The organism is Actinomadura macrotermitis, from assembly GCF_009604375.1.
Lineage (GTDB): Bacteria > Actinomycetota > Actinomycetes > Streptosporangiales > Streptosporangiaceae > Spirillospora > Spirillospora macrotermitis.
In genome coordinates, this window is sequence record NZ_WEGH01000001.1 from 1,162,061 (window position 1) to 1,176,707 (window position 14,647).

Below are 14,647 nucleotides of genomic sequence, written 5' to 3' on the forward strand. Positions count from 1 at the left end.
GGTGCCATAACACCGCCGTAACCCGGGACGTTACCTCCGTGGTACCCGCCCTCTCCTAGGTTCGTCCCCAGGACGCGGACCGGCGACCGGGAGGTGGGGATGTCAGCGCGGCTCCGACCGGTGGGACTCGATGAAGGAGGCCAGCCGGTCCACCCCCTCCTCGATCTCGGTGTGGGTCAGGTAGCTGACCGCCAGGCGCAGCGTGTCCTCCCCGCCGCCCTCGGGGTAGAAGTACGACATCGGCGTCCAGATGACGCCGAAGTCCTGGGCGGAGCGGGCGAGGGCGTCGTTGTCGGCGGGGAAGGGCGTCCGCAGCGTCAGGAAGAAGCCGCCGGACGGCCGGTTCCACTCGACGCCGAGTTCGGCCCGGCGCTCGGGCGGCAGCCGCTCCTCCAGGCACTCCAGGGTGTGGCGCAGGGCGTCGCCGTAGTGGGCGGCGGTGTCGCGGTTGAGCTCGGCCAGCCGCCCGCCGGCCGCCAGGAGCGCGCCCGCGACGGCCGCCTGGCCGAGCGGCGAGGTGTTCACCGTGACCATGCTCTTGATCTTGGCCAGCTCGGCGGCGAGCAGGCCGGTGGAGCCGTCGGGGTTGAGGACCACCTGGTCGGCGACCGCGAAGCCGGTCCGCGCGCCGGGGAAGACCGTCTTGGCGAAGGAGCCGAGGTGCACCACCCGGCGGTCGCGGTCGAGCGACTTCAACGTGGGCGTCCGCTCCCCCGGGCTGACCAGCCGGTACGGGCTGTCCTCCAGGATCAGCAGCTCGTGCCGGGCGGCCAGGGCGAGCAGGTCCAGCCGGGTCTGCAGCGACAGCGAGACGCCCGAGGGGTTGGCGTGGTCGGGGATCACGTACACCGCCTTCGGCCTGCGGCCGCGCGCCCGCTCGGCGTGGATCGCGGCCTCCAGGTCGGCGCAGTCCAGGCCGCCGGCGCGCTCCCGTACCGGGGTGATCTCCACCTCCAGCAGCCGCGCCGCGCCGGCGATCCCCACGTAGCAGGGGCTGGACACGAAGAACGCGTCGCCGGGGCCGCTGATCAGGGCGCGCAGCGTCAGCAGCATCGCCTCCTGGGCGCCGACGGTCACCACGATCGACTCCGGCGGGACGTCGATGTCCTCGTCGGCGCGCAGCGAGCCGGCGATGATCTCGCGGATGATCCCGGCCGACGGGCCGTACTGGAACAGCGCGTCCCGGACCCGGGCGGGCGGGTCGCCCCGCTCGGCGAGGTGGTCCAGGTAGCGGCGGATGTGGGTGAAGACCTGCTCGGTCTCGAAGAACCCGTCGTAGGGGCGGCCGGGCGCGAACGAGATCGCCTTCGGGTGGCGGTGGGTGATCTCGTTGAGGAAGTTCATGGTGTCCAGCAGCGGGTCGGACAGGCTGGCGTGCAGCAGTTCGCGCCGCATCCCGCCCACCCCGGGCAGGTGCGGCTGGAAGGCGACCCGGTCCCCCGGCCGCGCGGGCGCCGCCTCCGGTCCGGGCGCCACCAGCCCGGAGTCGCGGTCGGGCAGCCGCGCGAGGCCCGCGAGGGTCATCGCGTCGGTCAGCTCGTCGAGCAGCAGCCGCAGGACCCCGGTGACGCCCTCCTCGCCCGCGGCGGCCAGGCCGTGCAGGACGGGGCGGCCGACCAGGACGGCGTCGGCGCCGAGCGCCCGCGCCGCCAGGACGTCGCGGCCCCGGCGGACGCCGCCGTCCAGCAGGACCGGGATCCGGGACGCCACCGCGGCGGCGATCTCCGGCAGCACCTCCAGGGTGGCGGGGGCCCCGTCGAGCTGGCGGCCGCCGTGGTTGGACACCACGATCCCCTCGACGCCCGCGTCCACCGCGCGGGCGGCGTCGCGGCCGGTGAGCACGCCCTTCAGCAGCAGCGGCAGCGGGCTGACCGACCGGATCCAGTCGATCACCGACCAGTCGAGCGCCGGGGCGAACTCGGCGCGGGCGTGGGCGCCGGGCGAGGCGTACCCGCCGGCCTCCTCGCCGTCGCCGACGAGGTTGGCCGGGACCAGGCCCGGGGGCAGCCGGAAGTCGTTGCGCAGGTCGCGCAGCCGCCGGCCGAGGTGCGGGGCGTCGACGGTGAGGACGAGGGCCTCCAGGCCGGCCCGCTCGGCGCGTTCGATCAGGCCGCGGGTCGCCTCGCGGTCGCGCAGGCAGTAGACCTGGAGCCAGAGCGGGCCGCCGGCCGCGTCCGCGATCTCCTCCAGGGCCCGCCCGGCGAACGTGCTGACGATCATCGGCAGCCGGCCCGCCGCGGAGACGCCCCTGGCCGTGGCGACCTCCCCCGACGGGTGGGCCATGGTCTGGTAGGCCAGCGGGGCGATCCCGATCGGGGCGTCGAGGGTCCGGCCGAACAGCCGCAGGGAGGGGTCCGCGCCGCCCACGCCGCGCAGCACCGAGGGGCGCAGCCGGATCCGGTCGAACGCCGCCAGGTTGGCCGCCAGGGTGCTCTCCTCCCCCGCGCCGCCCTCGAAGAAGTCCCACACGCCCGGATCGAGGACCTCGCGAGCGCGCCTCGCATAATCGGCGAGATTCAATTCCATGCTGTCCTCCGGGCGATTATCGAGGCGTCCTCTCCGGCCATGCTCGCATGGTGCCGCGCCGTCCATCAAGGCCGGTCCGCACCCACCGTCGAGCTGGAGGAAACCGGTATTTCGACATAGGGTGGGGGTGCGCCGGCCTCCATGGCCAAAACAGCAGGGCCGGTTCCTTGAAATGGACTCGGCATCACCTCGAATCCGACCAGAGGTACCATTCCCGCTTCTGATGGCAACCATTTCATCGGGAGTGAATTCATGGCGCCACCATTGCCCGCGCATGAGTTACTGGTCTTCCTGCTCCAGGTCGGGGTGCTGCTCTGCCTGGCCCATCTGCTCGGCCGGATCGCCGCCCGGTTCGGGCTGCCCGCGATCGTCGGCGAACTGCTCGCCGGGGTCCTGCTCGGGCCCTCGCTGTTCGGCTGGCTCGCCCCGGGCGCCGCCGGCTGGCTCCTCCCCCACCGGCCCGAGCAGGCGCACCTGCTCGACGCCCTCGGCCAGATCGGGGTCCTGCTGCTGGTCGGCCTGACCGGCATGGAGATGGACCTGGCGCTGCTGCGCCGCCGCAAGGGCACCGCCCTCAAGGTGAGCCTGGCCGGGATCGTCGTGCCGCTGCTGCCCGGGATCGCGCTCGCCTATCCGCTGGTGGCGATGCTGCACGTGCGCACCCCCGACACCGACGTGTTCGCGCTCTTCCTCGGCGTGGCTATGTGCGTCAGCGCGATCCCGGTCATCGCCAAGACCCTCCTGGACATGAACCTGATCCACCGCGACGTCGGGCAGCTGACCCTCGCCTCGGGCATGGTCGACGACGCCTTCGGCTGGTTCATGCTCTCGGTGGTCTCGGCGATGGCCGTGGGCGGGATGACCGCCGGCAAGGCCGGCACCGCGCTGCTCCACCTGCTGCTGGTCGTCGTGGCCGCCGTGGCCGCGGGGCGGCCCCTGGCCGGCCTGCTGCTGCGGCGCGCCGGCGGCTCGGACGCCGCGCACGTCACCATCACGGTCATCCTGCTCCTGCTGTCGGCGGCCGCGACCCAGGCCCTGGGGCTGGAGGCGGTCTTCGGCGCGTTCGTGGGCGGGATGGTCATCGGGACGCGGCCCGGCTTCGACCGGTCGCGCCTGGCCGGGCTGCGGTCGCTGGTGCTGGCCTTCCTGGCCCCGGTGTTCTTCGCGACGGCCGGGCTCCGGATCGACCTGCGGGCGCTGTCGCACCCCGCCGTCCTCGGCGCGGCGCTGCTCGTGCTCACCACCGCCGTCGCGGGCAAGTTCGCCGGCGCCTACCTCGGCGGCCGGCTGAGCCGGCTCACCCGCTGGGAGTCGCTGGCGCTCGGCGCGGGCATGAACGCCCGCGGGGTGATCGAGGTGATCGTGGCGATGGTCGGGCTGCGGCTGGGGATCCTCGACGCGGCCAGCTACACGATCATCGTGCTGGTCGCCGTCGTCACCTCGCTGATGGCGCCGCCCGTGCTGCGCCTGACCATGGGCCGCGTCGAGCACACCGCGGCCGAGCGGCTACGCCTCACCGACCGGAACGGCCCAGCCGCGGGCGCGCAGCTCCCCGGCAAGGTGACCGGCTGACCCCTGCTCCACCGTCAGCTCCACCATCCCGACCGGCCGGCCCGGTGCGAACGCGACCGCCTCGACGCCGATCCCGGTGACGCAGACGGCGTGCAGCAGCAGCGCGAGCTCGCCCGGCCGGTCGGGCACCAGGACGGGGACGGACCCGCGCCGCCCCGTCCGCTCCCCGCCGGGGATCCGCGCGTAGCCCTCGACCCCGCGCACCAGCAGGTCGTGCACCGGCTCCCCGGGGCCCGTGCCGCGCAGCGCCCGCGCGGTCCGGCGCAGGTCGCCCGCGACCTGGTCCAGGGCCTCGGCGATGGGCCCGGCGTTGGACCACACGATCGACGACCACAGCTCGGGCGCCCCCGCCGCGATCCTGGTGACGTCCCTGGCCCCCTGCCCGGCCAGCGCCATCACCGGCTCGGGCGCCTCGGCGAACCGGGCGGCGAGCGCGGAGGCGACCAGGTGCGGGGTGTGGGACGTCAGCGCCACCGCGCGGTCGTGCTCGTGCCCCGACATCACCACGGGGACCGCGCCGCAGGCCAGGGCCAGCGCCTCGGCCGCCTCGACCGCCGCGGGGGCGGACTCCGGGGTCGGGCACAGCACCCAGCGCCGGCCCGCGAACAGCCCCGGCCTGGCCGCCAGCGGCCCCGAGCGTTCGCGGCCGCCGAGCGGATGGCCGCCGACGAACGCCGTCATGTCGCAGCCGAGGGCGGCGGCCTCCGCGATCGGCGCGGCCTTCACGCTGGCCGCGTCGGTGCAGTAGCGGGCGGCGCCGAGCTTCTGCACGTCCCGCAGCGCCGCGGGAACGGCCCCGGGCGGCACGGCCAGCACGGCCAGGTCGGCCCGTTCGGCGCCGGACGGCTCGACGGCGCGCCCCGCGCCCCGCTCGGCGGCCAGCCGGGCCACCGCGGGGTCGCGGTCGGCGAGCAGCACCTCCAGCCCCCGTTCGCGCAGCGCCAGCGCGATCGAGGTGCCGATCAGCCCGGTCCCGACGATCAGGACGCTCCGCAGGCCCATCACTCCGCCAGCGCCAGATCGGGACGCAGCGCCGCCGCCCCCCGCAGGTACACGTGGCTGACCGAGCCGCGCGGGCGGTCGAGGTCGGCGTGGGCGAGCATCCGCACGATCCGGGGCGGCGCGCCGGGCACGGCGATCTCGGTCGCGCACATCATCGGCACCCGCGTCCAGCCGGCCCGGCGCGCGCCCAGCGCGGGGAAGGCCTCGGTCAGGTCGGGGGTGGCCGTGAAGATCACGCTGATCAGGTCGTCGGCGGTCAGGTCGTTGCGGACCATCAGCTCCGTGACGAGCTGACCGGTCGCCTCCAGGATCAGGTCCCGGGTGTTCAGCTCGATCTGGGTGGCACCGCGGATCGCGTGCAGGGTCATGATGCTCCTTCGCAGCAAGGGGGCCGGCCGTGGCCGGGGATGGAAAAGCCCGCCCCCGCCCTGGGGAGGCGGCGGGCGGGCGGGAAGAGCGGTCAGGCCTGGCCCGGCACCAGCCACAGCATGCCGTCGTCGGAGGTGATCAGGCCGCCCTCGAACATGGGCACGTCCTCGCCCAGGTCCTCGCCGAGCAGCGCCCGGCCCTGGACCTGCGCCCCCTCCTGCATGGCCTGCTTCACCACCGAGGAGCGGAACAGCGGGACCATGCTCTGCTCCTCGTCGGCGACCAGCTCGTCGATCGCGTCGGCGAACTCCGCGGAGCGCTTCTTGAAGCGCAGCGCGGCGGACTCGGCGTCGGCGAGCTGGAACTCCGCCGAGGAGACGCCGGCGACCAGCTCCACGAACGACTCCAGCTCGGAGTGCTGGTTCTGGGTGACCTTCTTGGCCGACCAGAAGTAGGAGTTCTCGTCGACGTGCATGTCGTAGAACGACATGAGGAACTCGTAGAACACGCCGTACTCGCGCCGGTAGCGCGCCTCGAACTCGTTGAACGCCGGCGCCTCCTCGACCAGCCCGGCCAGGATGCTGTTGATGGAGCGGGCCGCGAGCAGCGCGCTGTAGGTCGCCAGGTGCACGCCCGAGGAGAACACCGGGTCGACGAAGCAGGCGGCGTCGCCGATGAGCACGAAGCCGGGCCGCCAGAACGTCGTCTGGTGGTAGGAGTAGTCCTTGCGGACGCGCAGCTGGCCGTAGTCGCCCTCGGTGACCCGGGTGGCGTCCGACAGGAAGTCCTTGATGATCGGGCACTCGTCGATGAGGGACCGCAGGGCCTCCTCGGGGTCGCCCTGGATCCGCGCGGCCATCTCCTTGCGGACGACGGCCCCGACGCTGGTCAGCGTGGGGCTGAGCGGGATGTACCAGAACCAGCCGCTCGGGAACGCCGCCGACAGGATGTTGCCGGAGGTGGGCTCGGGCAGCCGCTTGCCGTTCTCGAAGTAGCCGAACAGGGCGAGGCTGCGGAAGAAGTCGGAGTACTCGCGGGTCCCGCCGACCTTCTTGTAGATGCGGCTGCCGTTGCCGGAGGCGTCGACGACGAACTTGGCGTAGACCTCCTTCTGGGCGCCGTCGGCGTCGGTGTAGGCGACGCCGGTGACCCGGCCGCCCTCCTCGACGACGTCGTTGACGGTCACCTGCTGGCGGACCTCGACGCCCTTGCGGACCGCGTTGTCCAGCAGGATCTTGTCGAACTTGGAGCGTTCGACCTGGAAGGCCGTCGAGGTCGCGCTCGCCATGGTCGGCGAGACCGAGAACGAGAACGTCCACGGCTCGGGGTTGGCGCCCCACAGCAGGGTGCCGCCGTGCTTGAGGGTGAAGCCGGCCTCGGCCAGCTCGTCGGTGACGCCCGTCATCCGGCAGACGCCGTGGACGGTGGAGGGGAGCAGCGACTCACCGATCTGGTAGCGGGGGAAGGTCTCCTTCTCCAGGACCAGGACGCGGTGGCCCTGCATGGCGACGAGCGTCGACAGCGTCGATCCGCCGGGGCCGCCCCCGACGACCACGACATCGAATTCCTCGCGGTTCCCAGCACTCATTCGGCTACCTTCCTCTGCTTCGGATCGGTTCCTGCACCGCGGTGGCCGCGGTACGTCCCATCAGCGCCGCCAGCCCGGTGATCTGGCCGGCCAGCTCGGCCAGGTCCGCGCCGACCAGGGCCTGGTCGCCGTCGCACAGGGCGATGGCCGGGTCGGGGTGGACATCGATGATCAGCCCGTCGGCGCCCGCGGCGACGGCCGCCCTGGACAGCGGCAGGACCAGGTCGCGCCGGCCGCCCGAGTGCGACGGGTCGACGATGACCGGCAGGTGCGACAGCCGCTGGGCGATCGGCACCGCGCTCACGTCGAGGGTGTTGCGGGTGGCCTTCTCGAAGGTGCGGATGCCGCGCTCGCACAGCACGATGTCGAGGTTGCCGCGCTGGGCGATGTACTCGGCCGCCATCAGCCATTCCTCGATGGTGGAGCTCATCCCGCGCTTCAGCAGGACCGGCCTGGACGCCGAGCCGACCGCCTGCAGCAGCGCGAAGTTCTGCATGTTGCGGGTGCCGACCTGGAGCATGTCGGCGTAGGAGGCGACGAGCTCGACCGAGGCGGGGTCGACGACCTCGGTGACGACGGGCATGCCGGTCTCGTCGCGGACGTCGGCCAGGATCTTCAACCCGGTCTCGCCGAGGCCCTGGAAGGCGTACGGCGACGTGCGGGGCTTGAACGCGCCGCCGCGCAGCAGCGTCGCGCCGGCCGCCCGGGCCATCCGGGCCGCCGCCAGGGTCTGCGCGGGGGTCTCGACCGCGCACGGGCCCGCGATGACGGTGAGCGAGCCGGGGCCGATCGGCACGCCGCCGACCTCGATCACCGAGCGCTCGGGGTGGTTCTCCCGGCTGACGAGCTTGAACGGCACCGAGATCCGCACGACGTCGGAGACGCCGCGCCGGCCGCGCAGGCTGAGCATGCCGAGCGCGCCGGCGTCGCCGACGAGCCCGACGATCGTCCGGGACACGCCCCGGCTCACGAACGCCTCGGCGCCGACCGATCTGACCAGTTCCACGACCTCCGCGACGTCCGCCTGCGTGGCGTCCGCGGACATGACCACGACCATGGGGTCCCCCTCTTCCTAGGCCCGGCCGACCTGGTCCGTGGGGTGGCGTTCGATCGCCTCGTAGAGCGCCTTGATGTTGTTGCTGCCGAAGGTGCGGGCGCCGCGCCGCTCGATGAGCTCGTAGAACAGCGTGCCGCGGTCGTGCCGGGACGCGGCGAAGATCTGCAGCATGACGCCGCGCTGGTCGCGGTCGGCGAGGATGTTGAGCTCGCGCAGCTCCTCCAGCGGGACGCCGACGTCGCCGAGCCGGCCGGGCAGCTGGGAGTAGTAGGCGGCGGGGGTGTCCAGGAAGCGGACGCCCTGCCGCTCGCACTCGCGGACGGCGCGGGTGATGGAGTCGGCCAGGAAGGCGACGTGCTGGACGCCGGCGCCGTCGTGGGCGGCCAGGAACCGGTCGATCTGGCCGGGCTCCCTGGTGGTGTCGGGTTCGATGACGGTGAGGGTCACCGCCCGCGAGGGGCTCTGCACCACCTTGGAGATCATCGACTGCCCGCCGACGATGATGACCTCCTCGAAGGTCTGCTCGAAGCCGAAGACCTCCCGGTGCCGCCGGACGGTCTCGGCGAGCCGGCCGGCCGGGACGCAGACCGCGAAGTGGTCGATGGCGCGCAGGGCCCCGACGAAGGCGGGGCCGTTGCCGAACTCCTCGATGATCCCGGGGGCGAAGGGCCCGGCGGGGTCGGTCCGGGAGGTGAAGCGGTACTCCACGTCGCCGAAGCCGCCCACCGAGGCGAAGGCGACCCCGCCCGCCCGGTGCTCGGCCGGGGCGACCGGCTCGGCGCCGCGCTCGACGGCGGTGGCGAAGGAGTCCTCGGCGTCGTCGACGGCGAGGCCGAGGACGGCGACCCCGTCGCCGTGCCGGCGGACGTACTGGGCCGCGCGGTGGGCGGGGTCCAGCGCCGCCGTCAGCAGCAGGGTGATGTCGTGCTGCCGCAGCAGCAGCGACTCGCAGCCGGCCAGGCCGGTGTCGGGGCCGCCCCGGCCGGTGACGGCGAATCCGTAGGAGTCGCACAGATGCCCCGCGGCGCTTTTGAGATCGTCGACGAATAATTCGACGTGGTCGATCGCGTGAATCTCCACTTGCTCCACCTCTGTCGGGGCGCACTCCGGGTGCGCCCGGCTCTGGCCCAACCTATTTCGGAACGGCGCTCCATCCGACACGTCCAACCGTTCATTCCCGGCACTTGGACATATCGCCGATGAATTCGGCTGCCCGCTTCCAGCGGAACGCACGCCCTTTTCTCAGGTGGCGCCGGCGGCGTTGCGTTCGAACCGCGACGCCAGTTCCGTCCACAGCTCGGCGCAGTCGCGGGCGAGCTGGGCGACGATCCAGGTGCAGTGCGGCGGAACACTTTCCACGATCTTGTTCCAGTCCTCGGTGCGGATCGTGTGCATGTTCAGCAGCCGCAAAAGATCGCGGCCGCTCTCGTTGAAGCGCAGCGCGGGATCGGCCTTGAGCTTCTCCACCGCGGCGGCCGGCTGCGGGACGGGCCGGGTCGCGGTGGCCACCCCGCCGGCGTCCGTCCGGCCCGCCGCGGTGGTCGCGGCGGGCGTGGCGGGCGCGGCCAGGCCGGCGGCCCGGTCGCGCTGCCCGCCCTGGCGCGCGGCGAGCGCCCGGCCGCGCGGCAGCGGGTCCTCGCCCCGGCGCAGCCGGTTCCTGACGTCCCTGGCGGTCTCGGGCGAGATGCCGGCGGCGCGGGCGATCTCGCGCAGCGACAGGCTGGGGTCCTCGGTGATCAGCTCGTAGGCGCGCTCGCGCCCCCGGGTGCCGTCCAGCGAGCGCACCTTGCCGTCCCGGCCGACCCGCTCGCGGGCGGCGTCGACGCTGATCGTGCGGCGGATCTCGCCGACGGTCCGCGCCGAGATGCCCGCCACCTGGGCGATCATCCGGTCCGACCACTGCGCGTGGGAGCCGATGATGCGTTCCGCGGCGCGCTTGCGGTCGGCCAGCGACAGCGGGAGCCCGTGGGCGATGTTGGCGCGGACGGCGAGGACGAACGCGTCCTCCTCGGGGCCCTCGAAGAACCGGACGGCGATCTTCTCGTGGCCGAGCAGCAGCGCCGCGCGCAGGCGGTGCATGCCGTCGATGACCCGCATGGTGGGCCGGTGGACGGTGATCGGCGGCAGCTCGGCCTGGGCGGCGGCGAGCATCTCCACGTGTTCCAGGCTTTCGCCCGACATGCGCGGTGATCCCCCGGTGGACAGCGTTCTGATATCCACTTCCACGACCGGCAGCAGGCCGTTCTGATCGGGTGCAGACTTCAAGGCCTCACTCCTCGCAATCTGAACTTTCGACTGAAAACACTGGCGCAGCGCTTAAATGCAAGTGAACGTCCCCGCCGATCGCTCTGCGCTTTCCCCGTGTGCGCCGCCCATGTCGCATCCGCGACGGCATACGCACCACTCTCAACTCAGCCGATGTTAATAGGCCTTCTGGTACCCTTCCCGGTCACGTCCGCTTGTGGCCAGCGCGGAGCATTTTCGATCATTCAATACACGGATTGCGCTCGCACCGCCCTGTTATCTGCACCACACCCTGTCATTCAATTGACAAATCCAATTCGAACCGAATTCGACCTGGCCCCCGCCACCGGGAATCGGGCTGCCGGCGGCGCCCGGGGCCCTCAGATCAGCGGCCGGACCAGCGGGGCTCGCGCTTTTCGGCGAAGGCCCGCGGGCCCTCCGCCGCGTCCGCGCTGCCACGGCGCACCTCCTCCCGGGGATAGCGGGCGGTGAAGGCGGCCGGAAGCGGCATGTCCAGGGAGGCCATCGCGGCCTCCTTGACGGCGCGGACCGCGAGCGGCGCCGCCCGGACCAGGTCCGCGGTCCAGGAGCCGACCGCCTCGTCGAGCCCGGCCGCCGGCACGACCTCGTTGACCAGGCCGAGGCCGAGCGCCTGCGCGGCGCTCATCCTGCGGCCGGTCAGCAGGTACCCCATGGCCGCCTTGAGGGGCGCCTGCCGGGGCAGCCGGAACACCCCGCCGGCGCCCGGCACGAGCCCGAGCATCACCTCGGGCAGCCCGAAGACCGACCGGTCGGAGGCGACGATGAGGTCGCACGCCAGCGCCAGCTCGAAGCCGCCGCCCAGCGCGTAGCCGTCCACCCGGGCCAGCACCGGCTTGGTGAGGGTGAACCGGTCGGTCAGCCGCGGCCAGCCCGGCCTGCCCCGGCTGCCGAAGGTCGTGCCGGGGTCGCCCGCGGCGTCGAGGGCGGCCCGCTCCTTGAGGTCCTGCCCGACGCTGAACGCCCGGTCGCCGGCCCCGGTGAGGACCGCGACCCTGATCTCGTCGTCCGCCTCGACGTCGTCCCAGACCGCCGCCAGCTCCCGGTGCGTCCGCAGGTCCAGGGCGTTGAGCACCTCGGGCCGGTCCAGCACGATCCGGGCCACGTGGTCCTTCTTGTCGTACCTGACCCGGTTCACCGGGCGCCTCCCGCGAACCGGCCGCTCTTGGCGACGACGTCCGCCCCGTACAGGCGCAGCGCCTGCTGGAGGGCGAACTCGGCCAGGTACCGGCGGAAGGCCTCCGGCGGCTCCTCCGCCAGGTTCAGCATCCGCCGGTTGGCGACGACCGCCTCCCCGTCCGCGGTGAACCGGTCCAGCGCCCGCTCGATCGCGGCGTCCAGCAGCTCGGGCGGGACGACCTCGTCGACGAGCGTCCGGGCCTCGGGCTCGGCCGCCCACACCCGGCGCCCGCCCAGGATCACCTGGCGGGACAGGCGCGGCCCGGCGAACCGGGCGAGCCGCAGGTTCCCCGCGCCCGGCACGATCCCCTCGGCGGCGGCCGGGAGGCTGAGATAGGAGTCGGCCGCGGCGAGCACGTGGTCGAACACCAGCAGCACCTGCGTCCCGCCGCCGATCGCGAAGGTGTCGACCGCCGCGACCCAGGGTTTCTCGGTGCGGGGGGAGTGCCAGCAGGCGTCGGTCCGCACCCCGCGGTAGATCTTGCTGAGGTAGCCGAGCTCGCGGCGCAGCAGGAAGCCGACCAGCGAGATCTCCCCCGCGTGCAGGCTCTTGAGGTTGATGCCGGCGCTGAACACCCGGCGGCCGCGGTAGCGGGGGTGGCTCATCGGGCCGCCGCGCAGCAGCCCGGCCCGCACCGACGGGTCGAGCAGGGCCAGGTCGACCGCGGTCTCCATGTCGTCGACCTGGCGTTCGTCCTCGGCGTTCAGGCAGTCGTCGCGGCACAGGGTGAGGCGGGCGACGCCGTCCCGGCGCTCCAGGTGGACCGACTCCGAGGCGAACACCCCGCTCCGCTGGAACTCCGGGAGCAGGGCCAGCGCCCGCGGGGTGGGGTGCAGCATCGCGTCGAGCAGGTGCGGGCCCGCGACGTCGGAGCGCAGCACGGCCCGCAGGAAGATCCCCTGGTCGATCTCCCTGCCCTCCTTGGCGCCCTGGGCCCTGCCCCGCTCCCCGGCCAGGAGGGCGGCGCCGGGGACGAGCCAGGGGAACCGCTCGCCCGCCGCCTCCACCAGGGCGTCCAGCCGCAGGCGAGTGGCGCGCCCGTCCGTCAGCCGGTCGTAGACCTCCTCGACATGGGCGTCCAGGAACCGCACGCGCAGCGCCCTGACCCCGTCGAAGGCGGCGGCGGCCTCGGCCCGCTGGCCGGGCGAGCGGTCGCCGGGCTCCGGCAGGGCCGCCAGGACCTCCTCGACGGCCGCCGCGGCGGCGGCCAGGCCGGCGGCCGCCGGCTCGAACCCGGTCATGTGGCGGCCCCCCGGCGCAGCGCCCGGTCGCAGGCGGCCAGGTGCGGCCCGAGGGCGTCCTCGAAGCTCATGGTGACCGCGTCCGACAGCAGCCGCCGCAGGATCCAGGGCTCCCCCGCCGGGACGCTCCCGGCCAGGGCCGCCACGGCCCGCGCCGGGTCGTCGCGCACCTCGTCGACCAGCCCGAGGCGCAGCGCCTCACCGGCCGTGAGCGGCATGCCGAACAGGACCGCGCGGCGCGCCGCCGCCGGGCCCGACTGCTGGGCGATCCGGTGGACGGCCATGCCCGGCCAGACCGAGCCGTCCGGCCCGGTGAACAGCAGGCGCGCGGACGGCGCGGCGATCCGCAGATCGGTGGCGAACAGCGCGTCGAGCGCCGTCCCGCCGATGTCGCCCGCGACGGTGGCGACCGTCGGCCGCTCCAGCCGCTCCAGCCTCCGCAGCGCCCGCTCCCACTTGCCGACGAGGCCGACGGCGAGGCCGGCCGGGCGCGGCGCGCGGGGCGCCCCGTGGAGCCGGACGACCACCAGCCCCGGCCCGGGGCCGTCCTCGGCCCGGTCGCACAGGGTGGTGACCTCCGCGACGGCCTCGGCCGTCAGCGGCCCCGTCCCGTCGATGGTCAGCTCGATCCGGCTCACCGCGGGCCTGCCCGCCACGGGCCCTCCTGCCGCGGGCCTTCCCACCGCGGACCTTCCGACCACGGGCCCGCTCACCACTGGACCAGCGCCGTCTCGATGGTGGAGCCCGGCCCCATGGTCATCAGCACGCCGTACTCCCCCGCTCGGGTGACGCCCTCCCTGAGCAGCCGCTCGTAGGAGAACAGGAACGAACCGCTCGAGACGTTGCCGTGATCGCGCAGGACCCCGACGGTGTGCCGCACCTCATGGCGGCTCAGCCCGAGGTTGACCGACACCGAGTCGATGACCTTCTTGCCGCCCGAGTGCACCAGCCAGTGCCCGATCCGGCTGCGGCGCAGCCCGGTGCCGGCCAGCAGCCGGTCCACCACCAGCTCGGCGTGCGCCCCCACGACGTAGGGGATCTGCGGGTCGAGGTAGAAGCTGAACCGGCCCTGGTCGCGGTCCCAGTCGTAGCGCATCGCCTCCATCGCGTCGGTGATCACGTAGGAGGCGAACTTCAGGACGCGGGGGCCCGGCGCGGCGGGGTCGCCCGCGACCAGCGCCAGGGCGGCGGCGCCGTCGCCGAACAGGCTGTTCACCACGGCCGTCCGCATCGTGGTGTCGAGGGCGTAGGCGGCGGAGCACGCCTCGGCGCACAGCACCACGGCCAGCTCGCCGGGATGCGCGGCCGACCAGCCGGAGACGACGTTGAGCGCGTTCAGCCCGGCGTTGCAGCCCATGCCGACGATGTCGCTGCGCGAGCAGTGCGGGTCCAGGCCGAGCTCGCGGATGATCAGGGCGCTCAGCCCGGGGGTGAGGAAGCCGGTCGAGGTGACGCAGCACAGGTGGGCGACGTCGGACACGCCGGCGCCCGCGTTCTTCAGGCAGGCCTCCAGCGCCTCGGCCCCCATCCGGACGGCGAGCCGCTTGTGCTTGTCGAGCAGGTCGCCCTGCGGTTCGGACTCGCGCCCGCCGGCCGGCCCCGGCGGCGGCAGGGTCAGGTGGCGGCGGTCGATGGCGCTGTTGCGGAAGAGCGACCCGATCTTGGGGTCGTCGATCCCCAGCAGCTCCAGCAGCTCGTCCTGGGTGTAGGAGTCGGGGCCGAGGGCCGTGCCGACCCCGGCGATCGCGGTGATGGTCATCTGAAGGTCCACCCCCACATCCGGGTCTTGCTCCGGATGAGGATCTTCACGTTGTCGCGGGACACCTCTG

General features: G+C 73.6%; 12 protein-coding genes. 1 reads left to right on the plus strand and 11 read right to left on the minus strand.

What is annotated here, in order from left to right; translation table 11 throughout:
* Positions 1 to 102: 102 nt before the first annotated feature.
* Positions 103 to 2,526, minus strand: a complete 2,424-nt coding sequence (locus tag ACRB68_RS05255; RefSeq protein WP_153531058.1) for an aminotransferase class I/II-fold pyridoxal phosphate-dependent enzyme — start codon at positions 2,524 to 2,526, stop codon at positions 103 to 105.
* Between the two features lie 252 nt (positions 2,527 to 2,778).
* On the opposite strand from ACRB68_RS05255, the gene ACRB68_RS05260 reads away from it, so the two are divergent.
* Positions 2,779 to 4,098, plus strand: coding sequence for a cation:proton antiporter (locus tag ACRB68_RS05260; RefSeq protein WP_153531059.1), 1,320 nt, complete (start codon positions 2,779 to 2,781; stop codon positions 4,096 to 4,098).
* On the opposite strand, the gene ACRB68_RS05265 is transcribed toward ACRB68_RS05260, so the two are convergent.
* The 10 genes from ACRB68_RS05265 to dpgA form a co-directional block, all read right to left on the minus strand.
* Positions 4,033 to 5,100: a prephenate dehydrogenase gene (locus ACRB68_RS05265; protein ID WP_153531060.1), complete on the minus strand. Its 1,068-nt coding sequence runs from the start codon at positions 5,098 to 5,100 to the stop codon at positions 4,033 to 4,035. The two genes, ACRB68_RS05260 and ACRB68_RS05265, sit on opposite strands and share 66 nt — an antisense overlap.
* Entirely contained in the window at positions 5,100 to 5,468 is a 369-nt protein-coding gene (aroH, locus tag ACRB68_RS05270; RefSeq protein WP_153531061.1) for a chorismate mutase, read from the minus strand. Before aroH ends, ACRB68_RS05265 begins: the two co-directional genes overlap by 1 nt.
* 92 nt (positions 5,469 to 5,560) lie before the next feature.
* A complete protein-coding gene (locus tag ACRB68_RS05275) occupies positions 5,561 to 7,057 on the minus strand; it encodes a tryptophan 7-halogenase (RefSeq protein WP_153531062.1) in 1,497 nt (498 codons plus the stop codon).
* A gap of 4 nt (positions 7,058 to 7,061) precedes the next feature.
* Positions 7,062 to 8,114: a 3-deoxy-7-phosphoheptulonate synthase gene (gene aroF, locus ACRB68_RS05280; RefSeq protein WP_153531063.1), complete on the minus strand. Its 1,053-nt coding sequence runs from the start codon at positions 8,112 to 8,114 to the stop codon at positions 7,062 to 7,064.
* A 15-nt stretch (positions 8,115 to 8,129) separates the two neighbouring features.
* On the minus strand, positions 8,130 to 9,194 hold the full coding sequence (gene hppD / locus ACRB68_RS05285) for a 4-hydroxyphenylpyruvate dioxygenase (RefSeq protein ID WP_328593782.1): 1,065 nt from the start codon (positions 9,192 to 9,194) through the stop codon (positions 8,130 to 8,132).
* 162 nt (positions 9,195 to 9,356) lie between these two features.
* Positions 9,357 to 10,295: a ParB/RepB/Spo0J family partition protein gene (locus ACRB68_RS05290; RefSeq protein WP_153531065.1), complete on the minus strand. Its 939-nt coding sequence runs from the start codon at positions 10,293 to 10,295 to the stop codon at positions 9,357 to 9,359.
* A 448-nt stretch (positions 10,296 to 10,743) separates the two neighbouring features.
* On the minus strand, positions 10,744 to 11,535 hold the full coding sequence (gene dpgD / locus ACRB68_RS05295; protein ID WP_328593783.1) for an enoyl-CoA-hydratase DpgD: 792 nt from the start codon (positions 11,533 to 11,535) through the stop codon (positions 10,744 to 10,746).
* On the minus strand, positions 11,532 to 12,818 hold the full coding sequence (gene dpgC, locus ACRB68_RS05300; RefSeq protein WP_153531066.1) for a (3,5-dihydroxyphenyl)acetyl-CoA 1,2-dioxygenase DpgC: 1,287 nt from the start codon (positions 12,816 to 12,818) through the stop codon (positions 11,532 to 11,534). Before dpgC ends, dpgD begins: the two co-directional genes overlap by 4 nt.
* Positions 12,815 to 13,474 carry an enoyl-CoA-hydratase DpgB gene (gene dpgB, locus ACRB68_RS05305; RefSeq protein WP_328593784.1) on the minus strand — a complete coding sequence of 220 codons (660 nt, stop codon included), beginning with the start codon at positions 13,472 to 13,474 and terminating at the stop codon, positions 12,815 to 12,817. Before dpgB ends, dpgC begins: the two co-directional genes overlap by 4 nt.
* A 53-nt stretch (positions 13,475 to 13,527) precedes the next feature.
* Positions 13,528 to 14,577 (minus strand): 3,5-dihydroxyphenylacetyl-CoA synthase DpgA, encoded by a 1,050-nt coding sequence (gene dpgA, locus ACRB68_RS05310; RefSeq protein WP_153531067.1) that lies wholly within the window; start codon positions 14,575 to 14,577, stop codon positions 13,528 to 13,530.
* Positions 14,578 to 14,647: the final 70 nt, after the last annotated feature.

What these genes read in the sequence shown, in the direction of transcription:
- ACRB68_RS05265 (WP_153531060.1), bottom strand. Translation starts at nt 5,100, where the DNA reads ATGGGCCTGCGGAGCGTCCTGATCGTCGGGACCGGGCTGATCGGCACC.
- ACRB68_RS05290 (WP_153531065.1), bottom strand. Translation starts at nt 10,295, where the DNA reads ATGTCGGGCGAAAGCCTGGAACACGTGGAGATGCTCGCCGCCGCCCAG.
- ACRB68_RS05275 (WP_153531062.1), bottom strand. Translation starts at nt 7,057, where the DNA reads ATGAGTGCTGGGAACCGCGAGGAATTCGATGTCGTGGTCGTCGGGGGC.
- aroF (WP_153531063.1), bottom strand. Translation starts at nt 8,114, where the DNA reads ATGGTCGTGGTCATGTCCGCGGACGCCACGCAGGCGGACGTCGCGGAG.
- dpgA (WP_153531067.1), bottom strand. Translation starts at nt 14,577, where the DNA reads ATGACCATCACCGCGATCGCCGGGGTCGGCACGGCCCTCGGCCCCGAC.
- ACRB68_RS05255 (WP_153531058.1), bottom strand. Translation starts at nt 2,526, where the DNA reads ATGGAATTGAATCTCGCCGATTATGCGAGGCGCGCTCGCGAGGTCCTC.
- dpgC (WP_153531066.1), bottom strand. Translation starts at nt 12,818, where the DNA reads ATGACCGGGTTCGAGCCGGCGGCCGCCGGCCTGGCCGCCGCCGCGGCG.
- aroH (WP_153531061.1), bottom strand. Translation starts at nt 5,468, where the DNA reads ATGACCCTGCACGCGATCCGCGGTGCCACCCAGATCGAGCTGAACACC.
- ACRB68_RS05260 (WP_153531059.1), top strand. Translation starts at nt 2,779, where the DNA reads ATGGCGCCACCATTGCCCGCGCATGAGTTACTGGTCTTCCTGCTCCAG.